The organism is Streptomyces sp. NPDC107454, assembly GCF_055582885.1.
In genome coordinates, this window is sequence record NZ_JBVJPA010000035.1 from 1 (window position 1) to 18,603 (window position 18,603).

Genomic DNA, 18,603 nt, shown 5'->3' on the forward strand with positions numbered 1-18,603 from the left:
CCTCCGCTGGCAGCTCGCCGGTGGTGATCCGGCGGCGGATCTCCGCGATCGCGGTGTTGCGCAGCGACCCGCCCGTGCCGGCGGACTTGGACGACGTGGCGAGGGGTTCGGGTTCGGCTGCGGTCATCGGCTCGGGGTCATTTCGGTGTGGGTCCATTCGTTGTTGACGACGGTCTCGGGAAGGGCCCTGCGGATCCGCGTCACCAGTTCCGCTTCGTTCTGTGCCGTGAACACGGTAAGGCGTTCGAGCCGTGGCCAGTGGCCCAGCTGAGCGATCACCGCGGAGGCGGTGTCCTCGTCAATACGTAGTTCGAGGGCATCGATCTCGGTGGACGGCAGAGCGGCGAGGTCGCTGCCCGACGCCCGGACGCACAACGACCATCCTGTCGGGATCGGCAGCTCCGTCTGCTGCGGTCGCAGGGCGATCCAGTCGCTGCGTGCCGCATTGGGCGGGACCAGCCATCCGTCCGCTTCCCGCAGGCCGAAGGACACGAGCCGTTCCTCGCGGCCGCGTTGTGGTCGTGGCCGGGTTGCGCCTGTCGTGCGGGCCCTGCTCGCCAGCGCGGCCAGCTCCTCGACGTGGTGCGGGCCGCAGGCGTCGCGCCGGGCCACTACCCGGCCCGCGTGGAGCAGCAGCAGTTCGGAGAGGCCGGCCGGCCGGAGCTCGTTTTGTACGGTCGGGTCGTCGACGTCGGCAGCCTTGCCGACCGCACAGTCCCGGACCCTCGCCAGTGCGGTGAGCACGGCGTCGGACGTGGGGTCGGCGGGATGCTCGGCCAAGGCGATGAGCGTGTCCGGTCCGGGGTCGGCGAGGCGGACGAGCGGCAGCTCGGGTGAGGACGCACCCGGCGCCGGCGCCGGCGGCGGCAGGCGGTCCGCCAACTCGGGTGCGGTCCACTCGAAGTTGACCATCGCGTTCGGCAGCAGGCGCCGGATCGCCTGCAGGTCGGCACCGGGTGCGTCGACGTGCAGCAACTGCAACTGGCGCAGCAGGGCCAGGGACTCGACCACATCCGCACGCAGTGGCGTGACGGAGATGACGGTGAGCGATGCCAGAGCCGTCAACTCGTGCAGTTCCTGCATGAGTTCGCGGGTGATGTCGGAGCACTGGAGCATCACGGCGTCGACCGCACCAGGCGCGAGCCGTCGGAGGACAGACAGGTCGCAGCTGGGCGTGAGGCGCAGGTCGGAGGTGAAGGAGATACGCAGCGCCTCGCCCTCGCCGAGTTGCGCCACAGAGCCTGGCCGGACTTCCTCATGACCGTTCCAGACGGTGATCCGGGGGTCGTCGAAGAACGGGACGGTGACAGACCGGGGCCCGCTCACCGTCCCGGTGTCCGAGGTCTCCTCTTCGGCGTCGTACGGTGCGTCGCCGTCGTCCCTACCACCCGCGGCGTCCCGATCGGAGAGAGACCGCGATCCGGCACTCAGCGCGGGCAGCGTCGCAGCCAGCTCGTGCTCGTCGAGGGCTCCGGCCCGGAGCCAGAGCTGCTCTCCTGCACGCACCAGCGTCAGCGTGGGGAAGGCCTGAACCCGGAATCGCTCCGCGGCATCCGGGAACCGGTCCGCGTCGACGCGCACCACACGCAGCACATCGGGATTGGCCGCGGACCACGCGCCGAGCTGCGGACCGAAGGCCCGGCAGGGGCCACACCAGGACGTGGTGAAATACAGCAGTACAGGCTCGTCACCAGCCTCCAGGACCAGTCGCTCCAGTTCGGCATCGGTCGTCGTGTCGATCATCGGGCTCCCTTCGCACCGTACCGGCGTCGTGACGCGGGCTCAGAAGTCCACGGGCTTCGTGCCCGCGACGGCGCACTTGCACTTTTCCGAGTACGTCTGCCGGACCAGACCGGTCCCGCCGTCGTGGCGTCCCGGTCCGAATGTGGTCGCGTAGAGCCGGGGCGACTGGTAGGTGTTCTTGAGCTTGTCGAGTCCGACGGCGAACGCCTCGGCGTTGATGTGAGTGCTGCCGCTTGCGGCGAGAGAGGCCTTGAGGAGCTCCAGGCCGTCGCACAGGTCAAGGGAGATGAAGGCGGTGGGGTCCGTCTTCTGCACCGCGTTGTACAGCTCGCCCCCGGGCGTGGCCGACTGGGCGTCGTTGAGTCGCAGGGTGTCCTGGGTGGGCCGCGACAAGTAGGTGACCAGGTTGTCGGCGAGCTTCGGCGTGATCCGGACCCGTGCCGCGGCCAGAACCTGGTGCGGGGGACTGTCGATGCTCAGGATCTGTGGTTCGAGCTGCTGCTTCTGGAAGGCGGGCAGCAGTTGGAACGGCAGCGCGAAGCTGGTCGCGGCGTTGGCCACGATGACGACCCGCTTGATGCCGGCGCTCTTCAACTTGACGGTGAGGTTGAGCGCGTCGGGCGCGCCCATCGTCATGGCGACGGGGAAGACCTGCGGGTCGGTGACGCCCGCCTTGGCTAGAGCCGGTAGATACGTCTTGTTCAGGGCGTCGGAGGACTGTGAACTATCGGTGATCACCGCGGTCTTGGCCGGCTTCGACAGGACCCCGGAGTCCTTGCCCGCGGCGACCAGGGCATCGGCGAGACGGTCGGCCGCGATCGAGACGCCAGCGGTGGCGGGAGCCTTTTGGAAGTCGGACGTGGTCCAGTCGGTCGTGCCGATGAGCGGGTGGCCGCCGTCGTTCAGGCACGCACCCGCGGCCGGTGTCCCGTACGGGGCGCTGGCCAGGTCGGCGAAGAAGAGCGCGAACACCTTCGCGTCGGCGTAGGCGTCGCAGGCGGCCTTGCCGTTGGTGGGATCGGAGACCGGCAGGAAGTTGGACTTCGTGTGCGCCGCGTACCGCTGATGCACCAGCGAGGTTCCGGGGTCGTCCTCGAGGATCCGGATCTTGCGGCCGGCGATGCCGCCCTGTTCGTTGAAGGTGTCGACGACGAGCTTCACGCCCTCCTTGAGCTTCTTCACGTCTGCCGCCGACATGTCGCTGGTGGGGGCCAGGGCCTTGCCCCACGAGATGGTAATGGCGTCCTTGGTGACGCCGGGACCGTCCTTGGCGGGGATCGCGGCGGAACGCTTGGGAGCGGAGCCGCCTTTGTCCGCTTCCGGGCCGGTGGTGGCCGAGCAGCCCGCGGTGATGAGTACGGCCGCGGTGGTGAAGGCGCCGATGCGCAGGCCGACTCTGCGGGCACCTGTGGACGATCTCGACATGGATAGTCCTCGGGGTAGCGACGGTCGGGGTGGCGAACAGTGTGAACCGTCCGAGCGCCTGGTTGTCAATAGCAGAGGCGCCACGAGCCCATATCAACTCGAATTGAGAATGAAGAACTGAACAGATCAGTCTTGACATCTATCAGACAGGAGCGGCTAACCTCCCGGCCATGACTGCACACCCCGGCAGACGCCGGTCTCAGTTGCGCGGCCTGCGGTGCGTACTGCTCCTGGGAGTTGCCTTGTTGCTCTCCGGCTGTTCCGGGCTGAACGGGCTGCAGTTCCGCCAGGACGACCGGCTGCACATCAGGACTCCGGCGAACCTGTCGACGGTGAAGTTCCCGTTCCAGTTGGGCTGGCAGGCGACCGACATGCCGGCCGGCGTCCGCTACGGCGTCTTCTTTGACCGCTATCCGATGGCACCCGGTGAGTCGCTGCGCGACATCGTCGACGCGCAGCGCGAATGCCGCGGCACCGACGAGTGCCTGCAACCCGACTATCTCGGCGTCGTCTTCGGCATTTACGTGACCAGGGAGACCAGCGTGACCATCAAGAGTTTCCCCAGTGCCGCCCCTGCGGCCTCCGATGAAGGCCACTACGCCACCGTCGTCCTCCTCGACGCCAAGGGCAACCGGATCGGCGAGTCCGTGTGGTACGTAGGCTTCCGGGTCTCGTCGTGAACGAGACGAGGCCAACTGATATGACCAGTGACCGCGACTCGGTCAGTGCGTTCGTCGGGTCTCAGCTCCAGGCTGGCCGCGAAGAGAGCGGCACAGGCGGTGAGGTCGACCGACGCAAGCTGTTCCGGCTGCTCAAGGACGAAGGCGTCAGCCCCTACCCGCTCTTCGCCCTCCTGGGGCTAGGTGTCAGCGATGCTCTCGCGGCCAGCGCCTCCTCGATCACCGCACCGGACATCGCCCGGACCTTCGGCCTTACGCCGGAGTTCTTCACCAGCCTGGCCCTGGTCGGTCAGGTCGTGAGCTTCGTAGTGCCGCTCATGGTCGCCCGCCTGGTCCAGGACAAGCCGCGCCGTGCTCTGGTGCTGCTCGCCACCCAGGGCGTGTGGTGCCTGCTGACTGGTGTGCACGGCCTGGTGACCACGGTGGCGGCGCTGATGTTCATCAGCGTCCTGGACACCGTCACGACCTCCGCGCACGGCACGGTCTCCGGGCCTCTCATGATCGACCTCTATCCGCCCGGCGTACGGGTACGAGTGGTCAGCTTCCTCTCGGCTGGCGCCCTGGTCACCGGACTGATCGCCACGGGCTTCACGGCTGTCCTGACCGGCCCGATGAACCTGAGCTGGCGCGGGGTCTTCCTCGTGCTCGGCGCGGTCTCGTTGGCCGCCGTCGTGTTCGGGCTCGGCCTGCGCGACCCGGGATACGGCGTCCACGACACTGAGAAGGTCCGGCGGTTGGCGCGCCGCTCGCTCGCCGACACGGACGCCGGTGCCGCGGACGTTCCCGAGGTCGACCACGCCATGGTCAAGGCGACCCGGTTGTCGATGGGCGAGGCGCTGCGACGGATCTGGACGATCCATTCGATGCGCATCATGCTGCTCGCCGGAATGGTCGGCGGACTCCAGATCCCGGTCGCCACCTATCTGCAGTTCCAGCTGGCCAACCGCTTCAGCCTGGACGCCTCCGAGCGCTCGATGCTCGCCCTGGTGTCAGGCGGCGCCGGGCTGCTCTCCTACATCATCCTCGCCCCGCTCGGGGACCGGCTTTTCCAACGCGACCCCAAGCTCATGTTCTACATCTCGGGCGCGCTCGGGGTACTCGGTTCACTGCTCAGCATCGGCCAGATGTTCGTCTACTCGCTGCCTGCCCTCGTGGTGCTGAACATCGCGGGTACCGCCTTCATCGGACTGACCGGCCCGGCGCTGATGGTGGGCACGATGTCCGTCGTCCCCGGACCGCTGCGCCCACACGTCGGCGCACTCGCAGGCCTCTTCTCCCTGCTGGGCTCGGTGGCCGGGACCGCGCTGCTCGGCGGTCTCACCAGGAGCATGGGCATCCCGATTGCCGTCGCCGTCACCACGGGCATCGGCGTGCTCGCGCAGCTCATGAGCATGGTCGCCGGCGCCTTTGTGCGCCGGGACCTGGACGCGGTGATCGAGGAGGTCGTCGAGGAGGAGTACGTGTCCTACTCGGCATCCTGCGGGCGCGGCCTGCCGATGCTCTCGGTCCGGAACCTGGACTTCTCCTACGGCCAGACCCAGGTCCTCTTCGGCGTCGACCTGGCGGTGGCCGAGGGCGAGATCGTCGCCCTGCTCGGCGTCAACGGCGCCGGCAAGTCCACCTTGCTGCGCGCGATCTCCGGACTGGGAATTAGCACAGCCGGCAGCATCCGGCTGAACGGCCACGACATCACCTACCTCGACGCCGAGCGCCGCACCCGGCTGGGGATCACCCAAGTCCCGGGAGGCCGGGCCGTCTTCGGCGACCTCACCGTCGCCGAGAATCTCCAGTGCTACACGTTCGGCCTGCCACCGGGGGAGCGCAGGGCCGCCGCGTCCCGCATCGACGACGCTCTGGCCGCCTTCCCGAACCTGGCGCGCCGCCGCCACCTGCCCGCGGCCGCACTCTCCGGCGGCGAACAGCAGATGCTCGGCCTGGCCAAGGCCTTCGTCCTGCAGCCCCGGCTGCTCCTCATCGACGAGCTCAGTCTCGGTCTCGCGCCCAAGGTGGTGGACAACCTGCTGGACGTCGTCCGGGAGATCAACTCCCGTGGAACCGCCGTGATCCTGGTCGAGCAGTCCGTCAACGTCGCCCTGACCGTGGCACGGCGGGCCTGCTTCATGGAACGCGGGCAGATCCGTTTCGACGGACCGACCGAAGAACTGCGCGACAACCCCGAACTGCTGCGCTCGGTGTTCCTCTCCGGGGCATCGGGGGTGACCCGGTGAAGCGGCTCTGGAAAGTACCGGCCGGCACCCTCGCCGCCCTCGCGGCGGTCATCGTCCTCGGCAACCTGCTCGGGCTCAGCTCACCGCCGTACGTAGTCGCGCTCGGAGTCCTCATCGGCATCAGCTACGGATTGCTCGGCGTCTGCCTGACCCTGATCTTCCGGGTCTCCCGAGTGATCAATCTGGCCCTGCCGGCCGTGGGTCTGATGGCGATGGCGTGCATGCCGCTACTCGTACAGACCCTGAGGCTGCCATGGTGGGTGGCCTTCGTTCTGGTCACTCCGGTCGGGTTCGCCGCGGGCGCGCTAACCGAGTCCGTCGTGATCCGCGGGCTCCGCCATGCCCCGAGGGTGGTGGGCGTCGTCGCCTCCTTGGGCGCGGCGGGGATGCTCGCCAGCGGCGCGGGTTACGTGCTGCGGCTCGGCGGCGACAACGTGCAGCCGCTGTCCGATCCGCCCGGTCTGCCGGAGTTCCACGTCGGCCCCCTGGTGGTCAGCCCCGGCTACACCGGGCTGATCATCAGTGCCCCGCTGCTCACCGTGGCGCTCACCGTGTTCCTGACCCGATCCCGCTTCGGCCTCGCTGTCCGCGCGAGCGCGACCAGCGCGGACAACGCGCGCCTTTCGGGTATCTCGCCCGCACTGGTCTCCGGGCTCGCGTGGGGCCTCGCCGGACTGTTCGCCACCGTGAGCAGCGTCTTCTTCCTGGGCAACGTCCCATCCGACCCCACGTCGTCGGTCCTGAGCACCGCCACGCTGCTGCCCACGCTCGGCGCGGCCGCGATCGCGGGCTTCCACAGCATGCCCCGCGCGCTGGGCGGCGGCATCGTGATCGGCGTCGTCCAGCAGATCATGCTGTGGTCGCCGACCCTGGCGCGCTACGCCGATCTGGCCATCCTGGTCGTGCTGTTCGCCGCGTTGATGCTCAGCCGCCAGGTCCGTATGCGCGGTGACGCGGTGGGCAGCTGGGTCGCCGTCTCCACCTGGCGCCCACTCCCGGCGCCGCTGGCGGAGTTGTGGCTAGTGCGCAACTACGGGCGACTGCTGCTGCTCGCCGTTGCCGGCTACGTGGCGTTCCTGGCGACGCGCGACGACACCAGCGCACAGATATGGACGACGACCCTGTGCATCGCGGTGGTCTCGCTGTCGGTCGTACTGATCACCGGACTCGGCGGTGAACTCTCCCTCGGCCAGTTCGGGTTCGCCCTGGTCGGCGGGGGTGTCTCCTTCGTCGTGGTCCGGGAGACCGACAACTTCCTGGCCGGGATCCTCGCCGCTGGGCTCGCCGCGGGCCTCGCCTCAGTCATCCTCGCCTACCCGAGTCTGCGCGCCCGCGGCCTGACGCTCACGATTCTGAGCCTCGCCTTCGCCGTGTCCGTACCGACCGCCTTCCTGGCCGACCCGCGTGTGATGGGTTCCGGAACGGTCACACCGCAGCAGCCCGTTCTGGGCGGTCTGGAGATCAGCGCGGGCGTCCCGTACTTCCTGATGGCCGGGCTGGTCGCCGCGGTCTGTGCGCTCCTCGCCTGGAACGTGTGGCGGGGCGGCTTCGGACGGCAGGTACGGGCCGCACGCGACAATGAGGCCGCCGCCGAGTCCTTCGGCATCGGGGTCACTGGAGCCCGGCTCAAGCTGATGTTCATCAGCGGGATGATCGCCGGGATCGCGGGCTCACTGCTCGTGCACTCGTACACCAGCGTCAGCGTGGCCGCGTTCCCCGTCGACATCAACATCCGGGTCGTGCTTGCCGTGGTGATGGGCGGTGTCGGCATCCTGTACGGCGGTCCGATCGGCGTGCTCTGGCTGTTCGCGTCCGGCGTCGCCCAGAGCAGTATGTCGGGCAACGGAGGCGCCAACCAGGCGTCCTCGCTGGCGATCTACGCCAGCGTCCTGGTGCTGATCCTGATCGTCCCCGGCGGCGCCGCCCAACTGCTGCAGCCGCTGCGCGACGCCATCGCCGTCGGCATCGGACGGCTGGCCGGCCTCCACTACACGCTTGCCGACCTGCGCGGCGAGAAGCGCCTCGAGGTGCCGGAGCAGGCCGGCGACCCGGCTGGTCCCGGCGCGCGGAAGGACCTGTCCGGCACCGCGCCCGAGCCACCCCCGTCGCGGCACCTGCCCGTGCTGCGGGAACGGGAGCGCCCGGCCCCGGACGGCCCGCTCCTGGAGTGCAAGGATCTGCGGCTGACTTTCGGGGCGGTCACGGCGGTGGACGGCCTGGACCTCAGCGTCGGTCAGGGCGAGATCCTCGGCCTGATCGGTCCCAACGGTGCGGGCAAGACCTCCACCTTCGAGCTGATCAGTGGGTTCGCTCGGCCCAATGCCGGCAGCGTGCGTTTCGACGGCCGCGATGTCACCGGGCTGCCGTCGCACCGCCGCGCCGACCTCGGCCTGGTCCGGTCCTTCCAGGACGCGCAGCTGTTCCCGACCATGACCACCGTCGACGTGATCACCCTCGCGCTCGAACGGCAGCAGCGGACCGGCACGGCGGCGAGCATCCTCGGCGTCGACCTCACCGTCCGCAAGCGGCGTCAGGTCGCCGAGGAAGTGATCGACTACTTCGGGCTGACTCCCTACCGGGAGTCGCGGATCGCCGAGTTGTCCACGGGCTGCCGACGCTTCGTCGAACTCGCCGCCCTGGTCTCGATGCAGCCCCGGGTCCTCCTGCTCGACGAACCGTCCTCGGGCATCGCCCAGCGCGAGTGCGAGGAACTCGGTCCGCTGCTGCACCGGCTGCGCACCGAGTTCGACCTCAGCTTGATCATCATCGAGCACGACGTGCCGCTGGTCCTCTCGCTGTCCGACCGGGTTCTCGCCATGGCGGAGGGGCGACAGCTCGCGCTCGGCACCCCTGACGAGATCCGCAACGACGCGCGCGTCATCGACGCCTACCTCGGCGGCTCGCCCGAAGTCCTCCACCGAAGCGACCAGTCCGCCCTGGGCAACCCAGCCAACCTGAACAACCCATCCAACAACCTTGAAGGATTGAGCAATTGACGACCATGCCTGCAGTGAGGCACCAGCACACTTTGGCCAACGGCCTGCGTGTGGTGATCGAAGAGGACCACGACACCCCGGCGGTGGCGGTGAACCTCTGGTACGGGGTCGGGTCGCGCCATGAGCGGGCCGGCCGCACCGGCCTCGCCCACCTCTTCGAGCACCTGATGTTCCAGGGGTCGGCGAACGTCGCGGCGGGCGAGCACTTCGCCTCTCTGGACGCGATCGGCTCCCAGCTGAACGCGACGACCTCCCACGACCGCACCAACTACTTCGAAACGGTGCCGAAGCAGGGGCTCGACCTCGCCCTGTGGCTGGAGGCTGACCGCCTCGGCAGCCTGCTGTCCGCGCTCGACCAGACCTCGTTCGACAGCGAGCGCGAGGTCGTCCGCAACGAACGACGTCAGCGGATGGACAACCAGCCCTTCGGTACGTCCTGGGAGCGGCTGTTCGCCGCCACCTTCGACCCCGGCCACCAGTACCACCACATGCCCATCGGCTCGATGCAGGACCTCGTCGGCGCGACCCTGGACGACGTCCGCGCCTTCTTCACCGAGCACTACGTGCCCGGCAACGCGGTGCTCTCCCTGGTCGGCGACGTCGACACCGAGGAAGCGGTGGCCAAGGTGGAGCGCTACTTCGGCGGCATCGACGCCGGAGTGATGCCTGCTGTCAAGGCCCCGCAGCAAAGCCACCGTGCCACCGCGCAGCGCATCGACGTCACCGACGAGGAAGTGCCCAGTTCCGCCCTGTTCCTGATGTGGCCGGTGCCGTCCGACGGATCCGACGCGTGTGACCACCTCGACCTGGCGGGCGGCATCCTCGCCGACTCCAACAACAGCCGGCTCAACCGTGACCTGGTGCGCAAGCGTCAGATCGCCACCGCCGTGCACGGCGGCCTCGAGCGTCTCGTCGGCGGGCGCTCCGTCTTCACCCTCACCGCCATGGGCGCCGACGGCGTGGACCCGCAGGAGCTCCTCGACGCGGTGAGCGAGAGCGTGCGGGAGCTCGGACGTCGGGCGCCCGAGGAGGCGGAGCTGGAGGCGGCCCGCGCCAACTGCGAATCGGGCCATCTGAAGGCCACCCAGGATCTGGAGGGCCGGGCCGACTCGCTCTCGCACGGGATGTCCCTGTTCGGCGACGCCGGCTACCACGAGTCGACGCTCGAGGCGATCCGAACCTGCGCGGCCGACAACGTACGCCGGACCGTCGGCGCATGGCTCGATCCCGCCGAAGCGACCGTGGTCACCTACCGCCCGCCCACCGAGGGCGCATCCCGTAACTCCGTCGGAGAGGAATCCGCTCGATGACCACCCAGTTCGTCGCCCGCCCGGACGTCAGCCCGGCGCCCCCGTACACCTTCCCCGCCGCCCGCACGCGTGTTCTCGGCAACGGCCTGGCCGTCGAGCACTACCCTTCCCGCACCCGGCTCATCACCCTGACCCTGGTCACCCCCGGCGGCACGCTCACCGAGCCCCCGGGTTCGGAGGGCATCGCCACCCTGGCAGCCTCGCTGCGTGACGAGGGCACCACCCGCCACACCGGCGAGCAGTTCGCGGCGGCGCTGGACCGCATCGGCGCGCAGTACTCCGTGCACGTCGCGGAGGGCGCGACGCTGACCACCGTCCAGGTGCCGGCGGCATGCCTCGAACCGGGCCTGGAGCTGCTCGCCGAAACCGCGATGCACGCCACCTACCCCGACGACGAGTTCCAGCGGGTCCGCTCCCAACTCACCGACCAGGTGCGGTCCTCGCGGCTCAACCCGGGTGCGCGCGCTCAGCAGGTGCTGCGCGCCGTGTGTTTCGGTCCCGAGGACCGTGCCGCCCTCCCGGAGGCAGGCACGGAGGCGTCCCTCGCCCGGCTCACCAGACAGGACGTCGAGGCCTTCGACCGGGCCAATCTGCAGCCCGCCGGCAGCACGCTCCTCGTTGGTGGAAACGTCGAGGAAGGCGAGCTGGACAAGCTGCTCGCGGACACGTTCGCCGGCTGGCGCGGGACGGGCGGCGAGGTACGGCCGACGCGCTCCGCGGACCCGGCCACCCCGCGCATCGTCGTCGTGGACCGGCCCGGATCGGTGCAGACCGAGATCCGCTTCGGACTCGTCGGCCCGGGGTCCACCGACCCCGTCCAGCCCGCGCTGAGCGTGGCCACTCACGTACTCGGCGGTTCGATGAACTCCCGTCTCTCCGCTGTCCTGCGCGAAGAGAAGGGCTACACCTACGGGGTCGGGGCGGGCCTGAAGGCCCTGCCGGGTCGGGGCCTTTTCCTGATCGCCACCCCGGTGGACACCCCGTCGACCGGCCCTGCCACGGCCGACGCCGTACGCATCATCGAGACGATGCGCCGAGACGGCATCAGCGAGGCGGAGTGCGCCGGAGCCGTCGACGAGCTGATGCTCGGCGCTCCGCTGGAGTTCCAGACCGCGTACGCCGTGGTCGATCAGCGCGCAAGGAACATCGCCGAAGGACTGCCGGCCGACTGGTACAACCAGCACCGTGCCGCGCTCGGGGAGGTCACGGACGAGGCCGCGTCCGCCGCCTTCGCCGACCTGGTCTCTCCCGCCACCCTGTCCGCGGTATTCGTCGGGGACGCGGAAAAGATCCTGCCCGAACTCCGTGAGGTCTTCGAGGGCGCCACCATCACGGTGGAGTCGTTTTGAGCCTCCCGGTATCCGCGGAGCACGTCCGGGCGGCCGTCATCACGACGCCGCCCGGCGGCTCCCGCCGGACGGTGATCCATCTCGAGATCGCCGACGGATGGAAGCTGTACGGGGCCGGCGCCGACCACGGCGTCCCCCTCGCCCTGCGAACGGACCCGCCGGACCGGCAGGGCGACGTGCACCTCCCGGCCGGCGAACTCACCGGAACCGTCCGGCTGCACACGACGCTCGGCGACGGCGTCGCGCGGCTGTGGCTGCGTTACCAGCTGTGCGGGGACACGGTCTGCCACCCTCCCGCCGAACTCGAACTCCCCCTGTCCACCGACTGTCTCCCGAGGAGATGAACCGATGCCGCACCGCAAGGTGATCGTGGTGGGCTCAGGGCCTGCCGGCTACACGGCCGCGATCTACACGGCGCGAGCTCAGATGAAACCACTGGTGTTCGAAGGGGCCCTGCGCGGCGGTGCCTTGATGAACACCACCGAGGTCGAGAACTTCCCCGGCTTCCCCGAAGGAGTCCTCGGTCCGCACCTGATGGACGGGATGCGCGAGCAGGCGAAAAGATTCGGCGCCGAACTGGTCGCCGACGACGTCCTCTCGCTCGACCTCACCGGACCGGTCAAGACCGTTCGTACCCTGGACGGCGAATTCACTGCCGACACGGTGATCCTGGCGACCGGATCGGCTTACCGCCGCCTGGGGTTGGCCGTCGAGGACCGGCTCTCGGGGCGCGGAGTCTCCTGGTGCGCGACCTGCGACGGCTTCTTCTTCCGGGACAAGGACATCGCCGTGGTCGGTGGCGGTGACACGGCGATGGAGGAAGCCACGTTCCTCACCCGCTTCGCCAGGAGCGTCACTGTCATCCACCGCCGCGACCAGGTGCGCGCCAGTCGCATCATGGCTGACCGCGCCGCAGCCGACCCGAAGATCAAGTGGGCCTGGAACAGCGAGGTCGTCGACATCCACGGCGACGCCGCCGTCACCGGCGTACGACTGCGCGACACTGTCGACGGCTCACAGCGCGACCTCGCGCTCGACGGCCTGTTCCTCGCGATCGGACATGAGCCGCGCAGCGAACTCGTCAAGGGCCAGATCGCCCTGGACCAGGCGGGATACATCCTCACCACGTCCGGCACCCGCACCGACGTCGCGGGCGTCTTCGCCGCGGGCGACGTCGTCGACCACACCTACCGGCAGGCCATCACGGCGGCGGGCACCGGCTGCCAGGCCGCGCTCGACGCCGAGCGGTATCTCGCGGGCCTTACTGAACAGAACAGCTCGGATCAGGCCCTACGCCAACCGGCGGCGTAGCCAGTTCAAGCGCGCGGCCGTGGCCTCACGGTCGACGGCCGCTTTCGGGGAGCCGGACCACAGGTGAAGCTCGGCCTGCCCGCCCGCCTTCCAGAGGCGGTACGCGTAGTCGACGCTCCGCTCCCGAAACGGGTCACCCGCATCCACGTCGATGAAGGTCGGGGGCAGTCCTTGCGGGCTGCCCCCGTCGCTGTATTGGCGATTCAGGAGCAACTGGCCCGCCAGGGTGGGGCCGCCGCGCGCATGGACGAGTGACGTCAGTGCCGCGGCCGTCCCGCCTCCGATGCCTGCGCCGCCCACGATGATCTGCCGAGCGGTGTGGACAGCCCCGTCGTGCTCATAGGCCGCCCGCAACAGGCCTGCGTAGCAGTCCTCCAGCCCACCCATCGCGGGGGCTCGCACCAAGGTCACCCCTGCCCGCTGGGCCCGATCATGGAGGCGCGGAGGTGAAGGCCGGCGAGGTAGCTCTCGGGTGTTTTGTATCGAGTCGCGATGCCCGCCAGGCCTTCAGCTTGTTGATCAGTCGCTCGACTGGCGTTAACGGTCTGAGTTGGGGTCTGGCACAAGTTCCGGGCTCTGTCGCTGATTTGGGGGTGGTTGGCGATCAAGAGCAGCCGGGCATCACCTGTGCGTGGGGGATGTGGTTCGCCTCGCTGACCTCCTTCTTCAGGGGGCCGGAGTCGAGGTAGAAGAGGTCGTTCTTGGGGACGCTGAGGTCCGTCTTGCCGTGCGGTCCACGGTGGGGTCGGCCGACTGTCCGGGGTGTGGATGGAGATCCTCGCGTGTGCACTGCTACTACCAGCGGTGTCTGGCGGACCGTCCCGTTGCTGGTCGGCAGGTGCGACTGGACCTGCGGGCGCGTCGTCTCGTGTGCGGCAACGAAAGTTGTGAGCGTCGAACCTTCGCCGAGCAGATCCCGGAGCTGACGCGTCGACACGCACGCCGCACGAATGCCCTCACCGCCCAGCTCACCGACATCGCCCTGTTTCTGGGCGGACGTGCCGGCGCCAGTCTGTGCGGACGTCTGGCCGTCACCACCGGCAAGGACACCCTGCTCCGCCTCCTTCGCGCACTGCCCCTCCCGCAGCCGGAGTCTGTCCCATGCCTGGGTGTCGACGAGTTCGCCGTGCGCCGCGGTCGTACCTACGCGACGATCCTCGTCGACATGGACACCCACCGCCCCGTCGACGTCCTCACGGACCGAACCGCGCACACCTTCGCCGCCTGGCTGCGCGAACACCCTGAGGTGAGGGTCGTCTGCCGCGACCGCGCCGGCTCCTTCCGCGATGGAGCCCACACCGGTGCGCCGCAGGCCCGGCAGGTGGCCGATGCCTGGCACCTGCTGCACAACCTCGCCGAGGCCGTCGAGCGCATTGTCGGACGACACCGCGCCGACCTGCGAGAACCCCTCACTGTGCGGGCTTGCCAGGACGACGTCCATCCGCCCGCAGACGTTCACCCCACAACTCAGGGCGAACTGGACGTGCACGGACGTCAGCGCCCGCTGGTCGCCCGCACCCGCGAACGCCACCAGCAGATCCACGAACGCATCGAACGCGGCGACAGCCTGCGCGCCATCGCCCGTGAACTACGCCTCAGCCGCGGCACCGTCCTGCGCTTCGCACGGGCCGCCGATGCCGAGCAGTTACTCGTCGCGGCAATCCATCGCCCAAGCATGATCGACGACTATCGGCTTTATCTGCATCACCGCTGGATGGAGGGCTGCACCAATGCCGCAGCACTCACCCGGGAGATCCAGCAGCTGGGTTACCGCGGCGACATCAACACCGTCCGCCGCCACCTGCGGCCCTACCGCACCGGGGCAATCCCGCCCGATGCTCCGCTGCCCCATCTGACCGTCCGCCGGGTCACCGACTGGATCATGCGCCGACCCGAACACCTCACCGACACCGAGCGCAAGTGCCTCGACGAACTGTGCGAACGCAGCCCCGCACTGGCCACAACCACCGAATACGCCCGGCGACTGGCCTCGATGGTGCGCGAACGCCGCAGCGAACACCTGGCCCTCGACGTCTGGCTCGCCGACGTGCGCCTCGACGGACAACGAGAACTCCGCACCCTGGCTGCCGGCATACGCCGCGACCACGCAGCAGTACTTGCTGCCCTGACCACCACCTTCACCTCGGGAGCGGTCGAGGGCAACGTCACCAGGATCAAGCTGCTGAGGAGACAGATGTACGGCCGGGCCAACTTCGACCTTCTACGACGCCGCATCCTCCTGTCACCTTGATCAACCGACTGACACCACCAAATCAGCGACAGAGCCAAGTTCCGTGAGTTGGTCACTCCATGTAGTTGTTGATCTCTCTTCGCAAGGTTCAGAACTCGCCTCGAAATCGCTCCTCGTGCGGGTGGTGCGGCTGACATTCGGTTGTCGTGAACGAGATGTTGTCCAAGCTGTGCGAGCTGCTGTTCCCGTCGGTCCCCGGCATCGCGGTCGTGGCCGTGAGTACAGACGGCGAGGCGATACGCGTCGAGGCGCGATGCACGCCGACCGGAGCCGCCTGCCCTGACTGCGCCCACTGGACAGCACGGGTCCACAGCTCCTACCTGCGGTTCCCGGCGGATCTGCCCGCTGCCGGGCGGAGAACGCAACTCGCCTTGCGGGTCCGGCGGTTCTTCTGCCCGGCCACCGCATGCGGTCGGCGGACGTTCGTGGAACAGGTGCCGGGGCTGACCCGCCGCCACGGCCGGGTCACCGAGCGGCTGCGGCAGACGATGAGCGCGATCGGGCTGGCCCTGGCGGGCCGGGCCGGTGCCCGACTCTCCCAGGTCATAGGCATCACCACCAGCCGCACCACGCTGCTGCGCCGGGTGATGGACCTGCCTGACCCGGCCGCGACGCAGCCTCGCGCCGTAGGCGTGGACGATTTCGCGCTGCGGCGCGGCCATGTCTACGGAACGGTCGTGATCGACGCCGAGACCCATCAGGTCCTCGACCTGCTGCCTGAGCGGGATGCCGCCACCGTCGCCCCGTGGCTCGCGGCCCACCCGGGAATCGAGGTCGTCTGCCGCGACCGCGCCGGTGCCTATGCGGAGGCGGCCGACACCGCCGCGCCCCAGGCCCTCCAGGTCGCCGACCGTTTCCATCTCTGGCAGAACCTCGCCTCGGCGGCCGAGAAGACCGTCGCCGCCCACCGCTCATGCCTGCGCGACCTGCCACCGCCCGCCCCGGAACCCCAGCCCGCGTGGGAGACGCCCGTAGCGGCGGCATCCGGCGAAGACACCCAACCGGACGATCCGACCGGCAGGTTCGCCGAACGGGCTCGCGCCCACCACGCCCTCGTCCATGATCTCCTCGCCCAGGGCATGGGTCTGCGCCACATCGCCCGCCACCTGGGATGGGGGCGGCACACCGTCCAGCGGTACGCCCGAGCCACCCGCTGGCAGGACATGGTCAAGGGCCGCAAACGCCAACTCCCCACCAAACTTGACCCGTTCAAGCCCTACCTGGCCGACCGCTGGGCCGAGACCGACGGGAACGTGACCATCCTCGCTCTCCACCGGGAGATCACCGCACGCGGCTTCCGCGGCCACTACTCCCTCGTCCGCGACTGGATCCGGCGCGAGCTGCCCCAGCGAGAAGGCTTCACCCCCGCTCCACCACCGCTGTCGACACGGCAGGTGACCGGCTGGCTCACCCGGCACCCCGCCACCCTGACCGAGGAAGAGAAGCTGCACCGCAAGGCCGTGCTCGACCGCTGCCCGGAACTGGCCTCCGCCGCGGAGCTGACGAGCTCGTTCGCGGAGATGCTCACCACCCTCAGCGGCGACCGCCTGCCCGACTGGATCACCGAGGCCACCGACGCCGGTCTGCCCGGCATCAGCAGCTTCGCCACCGGTCTGATGAGCGACTTCGCCGCGGTGACCGCCGGACTGACCACCGACTGGAACTCCGGCCCAGTCGAAGGGGCAGTCAACCGGATCAAGATGCTCAAGCGGCAGATGTTCGGCCGCGCCGGCTTCGGCCTTCTGCGTAAGCGGGTCCTTCTCTCCTGAGGGTGCGGTCAGACCGCGTCCTCCACCAGCCCGAAGCCGTCCGGAAACTCCTCCAAAAACGCTCGCCGCGACGGATCAGATTCCTCGCGAGCCATCGTGGCGAGCAGGCCGAGGAACTCGTCCTGTTGCTCACGCGACAGCTTGCTCACGACGTGAGCGACACCCTCCAGGACCTTGACGGCGTCGTCTGGATCCATTTGCTCGTCTTCACAGCCTTCGACGAACCAAAGGACATCGACCAGAGCCTCGGCCAGAGCCCGCGTCAAGGAGGGGTACGCACCAGGCATTGAGACGATCTCCCAGCAAGTCGGCGAACAGAGTCCCGTCATCTCAACACATGCCACTGACGCCACCGTCAGCAACCGGGTCACGGAACTTGTGCCAGACCCGAGTCTTGGCCCCACCTACCGACGGGCGCCGGCCCCACCGCCGTTTCGCGGGAGGCGATTCCAGCGAGTTCCGGCCCCACCCGCCGACCAGGCCAGCCCCCTCCGGGATGGGGCCAATGCTCATTCCCGATCAACCTCGTCCGAGCAGCCAGGTGGGGCCAAAACCCGCGCGAAAGTGGGCCGGTACGGGCCCGTGAAGCCAAGCGCCCGATAGCCCGTCAGGGTCCGGGTGGTGTGTAGTTGCACATGCCGTAGCGGCATGTGGTGTCGTCGAGGGCACCACAGCACGAAAGGCCCTGTCTGCGATGTACCCCTCCGCCGCACCTCCCCGCGAGGTCAAGATCGGCGATGCCGCCGCCTTCGCCGGAACCACCCCGCGCGCCATTCGTCACTACCACCAGATCGGTCTGCTGCCGGAGCCCGAGCGAGGCGGAGACGGACGCCGCCGCTACGGCTACGACGACATGATCCGCCTGCTGTGGATCCGCAAGATGTCCGAGGCCGGCATCAGCCTGGACGACATGCGGACCGCCTTCGACGAAGCCCGGGACGTTGAGGACGTCCTGGGCCGGCTGGAGGAGACCCTGGCCGCCAAGGAGGCCGACATCAAGCGTCAGCGCGCGGCAGTCCAGCGCCTGCGGGCCGTGGGCAGCCCACTGGGCCTGCTCTCCCCGTTGGTCACGGACCGGCTCAGCCACCTGCCTTCTGGCGCACTGCGCCCCTCCGACCTGGACGCCCTGCTGGTCACGGAACGGATCTTCGGGCCGCTGGGAGCCGCAATCCAGGCCAGCGTGTTCATCACCCTGGCGACCCATCCCGACCTACGGGCCGAGACAGACCGCCTCGACGCGGCCGACGCCGCCCTCGATGACACCGTCGACCCCCACGACCCGCAGGTCGAGGAACTCGCCGCGCAGCACCACGCCCACCACAAGGCCCTGCACCAGGCCATTGAAGCGGCCGGACTGGACGAGGCCGAAGAGAAGCTCTTCGATATCTACGACGCCGAGGCGAGCGGCGAGGAGGAGGTCCAGATGAGCGCCTTCGAAGCGATAACCAAGATGCCCTACGGCTTCTCCGCGGCCCGGACACGGTGCGTGGAACTCACAGGACAGCTCCTTGCCGCGGACCTCTCCACAGACAGCTGATCGC

The 18,603-nt window shown here is 69.1% G+C and carries 14 protein-coding genes; 10 read left to right on the forward strand and 4 right to left on the reverse strand.

The window, feature by feature from the left end:
• Nucleotides 1-123: 123 nt before the first annotated feature.
• Nucleotides 124-1,743 (reverse strand): thioredoxin family protein, encoded by a 1,620-nt coding sequence (locus ACZ69M_RS49085; RefSeq protein WP_470060210.1) that lies wholly within the window; start codon nucleotides 1,741-1,743, stop codon nucleotides 124-126.
• 39 nt (nucleotides 1,744-1,782) lie between these two features.
• Nucleotides 1,783-3,168: an ABC transporter substrate-binding protein gene (locus ACZ69M_RS49090; protein WP_470060211.1), complete on the reverse strand. Its 1,386-nt coding sequence runs from the start codon at nucleotides 3,166-3,168 to the stop codon at nucleotides 1,783-1,785.
• Between the two features lie 170 nt (nucleotides 3,169-3,338).
• Between ACZ69M_RS49090 and ACZ69M_RS49095 the strand changes: the two genes are divergently transcribed.
• Genes ACZ69M_RS49095 through trxB form a run of 7 tightly spaced genes read left to right on the forward strand, consistent with a single transcriptional unit; the run spans nucleotide 3,339 to nucleotide 13,042 of the window.
• Nucleotides 3,339-3,848 (forward strand): hypothetical protein, encoded by a 510-nt coding sequence (locus tag ACZ69M_RS49095; protein WP_470060212.1) that lies wholly within the window; start codon nucleotides 3,339-3,341, stop codon nucleotides 3,846-3,848.
• A gap of 20 nt (nucleotides 3,849-3,868) precedes the next feature.
• Nucleotides 3,869-6,076, forward strand: coding sequence for an MFS transporter (locus ACZ69M_RS49100; protein WP_470060213.1), 2,208 nt, complete (start codon nucleotides 3,869-3,871; stop codon nucleotides 6,074-6,076).
• Nucleotides 6,073-9,072, forward strand: a complete 3,000-nt coding sequence (locus ACZ69M_RS49105) for an ABC transporter permease subunit (protein WP_470060214.1) — start codon at nucleotides 6,073-6,075, stop codon at nucleotides 9,070-9,072. Before ACZ69M_RS49100 ends, ACZ69M_RS49105 begins: the two co-directional genes overlap by 4 nt.
• Before the next feature lie 14 nt (nucleotides 9,073-9,086).
• Entirely contained in the window at nucleotides 9,087-10,382 is a 1,296-nt protein-coding gene (locus ACZ69M_RS49110) for a M16 family metallopeptidase (protein WP_470060215.1), read from the forward strand.
• Nucleotides 10,379-11,731 (forward strand): M16 family metallopeptidase, encoded by a 1,353-nt coding sequence (locus tag ACZ69M_RS49115; RefSeq protein WP_470060216.1) that lies wholly within the window; start codon nucleotides 10,379-10,381, stop codon nucleotides 11,729-11,731. The genes ACZ69M_RS49110 and ACZ69M_RS49115 overlap by 4 nt, the downstream gene beginning before the upstream one ends.
• On the forward strand, nucleotides 11,728-12,075 hold the full coding sequence (locus ACZ69M_RS49120) for a hypothetical protein (protein WP_470060217.1): 348 nt from the start codon (nucleotides 11,728-11,730) through the stop codon (nucleotides 12,073-12,075). Before ACZ69M_RS49115 ends, ACZ69M_RS49120 begins: the two co-directional genes overlap by 4 nt.
• 4 nt (nucleotides 12,076-12,079) lie before the next feature.
• Nucleotides 12,080-13,042: a thioredoxin-disulfide reductase gene (gene trxB / locus ACZ69M_RS49125; protein WP_470060218.1), complete on the forward strand. Its 963-nt coding sequence runs from the start codon at nucleotides 12,080-12,082 to the stop codon at nucleotides 13,040-13,042.
• Here the strand turns inward: trxB and ACZ69M_RS49130 are convergent.
• Entirely contained in the window at nucleotides 13,022-13,453 is a 432-nt protein-coding gene (locus ACZ69M_RS49130) for an alpha/beta hydrolase (protein ID WP_470060219.1), read from the reverse strand. The two genes, trxB and ACZ69M_RS49130, sit on opposite strands and share 21 nt — an antisense overlap.
• A 316-nt stretch (nucleotides 13,454-13,769) precedes the next feature.
• Here ACZ69M_RS49130 and ACZ69M_RS49135 point away from each other — a divergent pair, with 316 nt between their 5' ends.
• Together ACZ69M_RS49135 and ACZ69M_RS49140 are read left to right on the forward strand one after the other, a co-directional pair.
• Complete coding sequence (locus ACZ69M_RS49135; protein WP_470060220.1) at nucleotides 13,770-15,293, forward strand: ISL3 family transposase; 1,524 nt, start codon at nucleotides 13,770-13,772, stop codon at nucleotides 15,291-15,293.
• Between the two features lie 155 nt (nucleotides 15,294-15,448).
• On the forward strand, nucleotides 15,449-17,062 hold the full coding sequence (locus ACZ69M_RS49140) for an ISL3 family transposase (RefSeq protein ID WP_470060257.1): 1,614 nt from the start codon (nucleotides 15,449-15,451) through the stop codon (nucleotides 17,060-17,062).
• A gap of 8 nt (nucleotides 17,063-17,070) precedes the next feature.
• On the opposite strand, the gene ACZ69M_RS49145 is transcribed toward ACZ69M_RS49140, so the two are convergent.
• Nucleotides 17,071-17,328, reverse strand: coding sequence for a hypothetical protein (locus tag ACZ69M_RS49145; RefSeq protein WP_388222738.1), 258 nt, complete (start codon nucleotides 17,326-17,328; stop codon nucleotides 17,071-17,073).
• Between the two features lie 428 nt (nucleotides 17,329-17,756).
• On the opposite strand from ACZ69M_RS49145, the gene ACZ69M_RS49150 reads away from it, so the two are divergent.
• Nucleotides 17,757-18,599 carry a MerR family transcriptional regulator gene (locus ACZ69M_RS49150; RefSeq protein ID WP_470060221.1) on the forward strand — a complete coding sequence of 281 codons (843 nt, stop codon included), beginning with the start codon at nucleotides 17,757-17,759 and terminating at the stop codon, nucleotides 18,597-18,599.
• Nucleotides 18,600-18,603 lie beyond the last annotated feature (4 nt).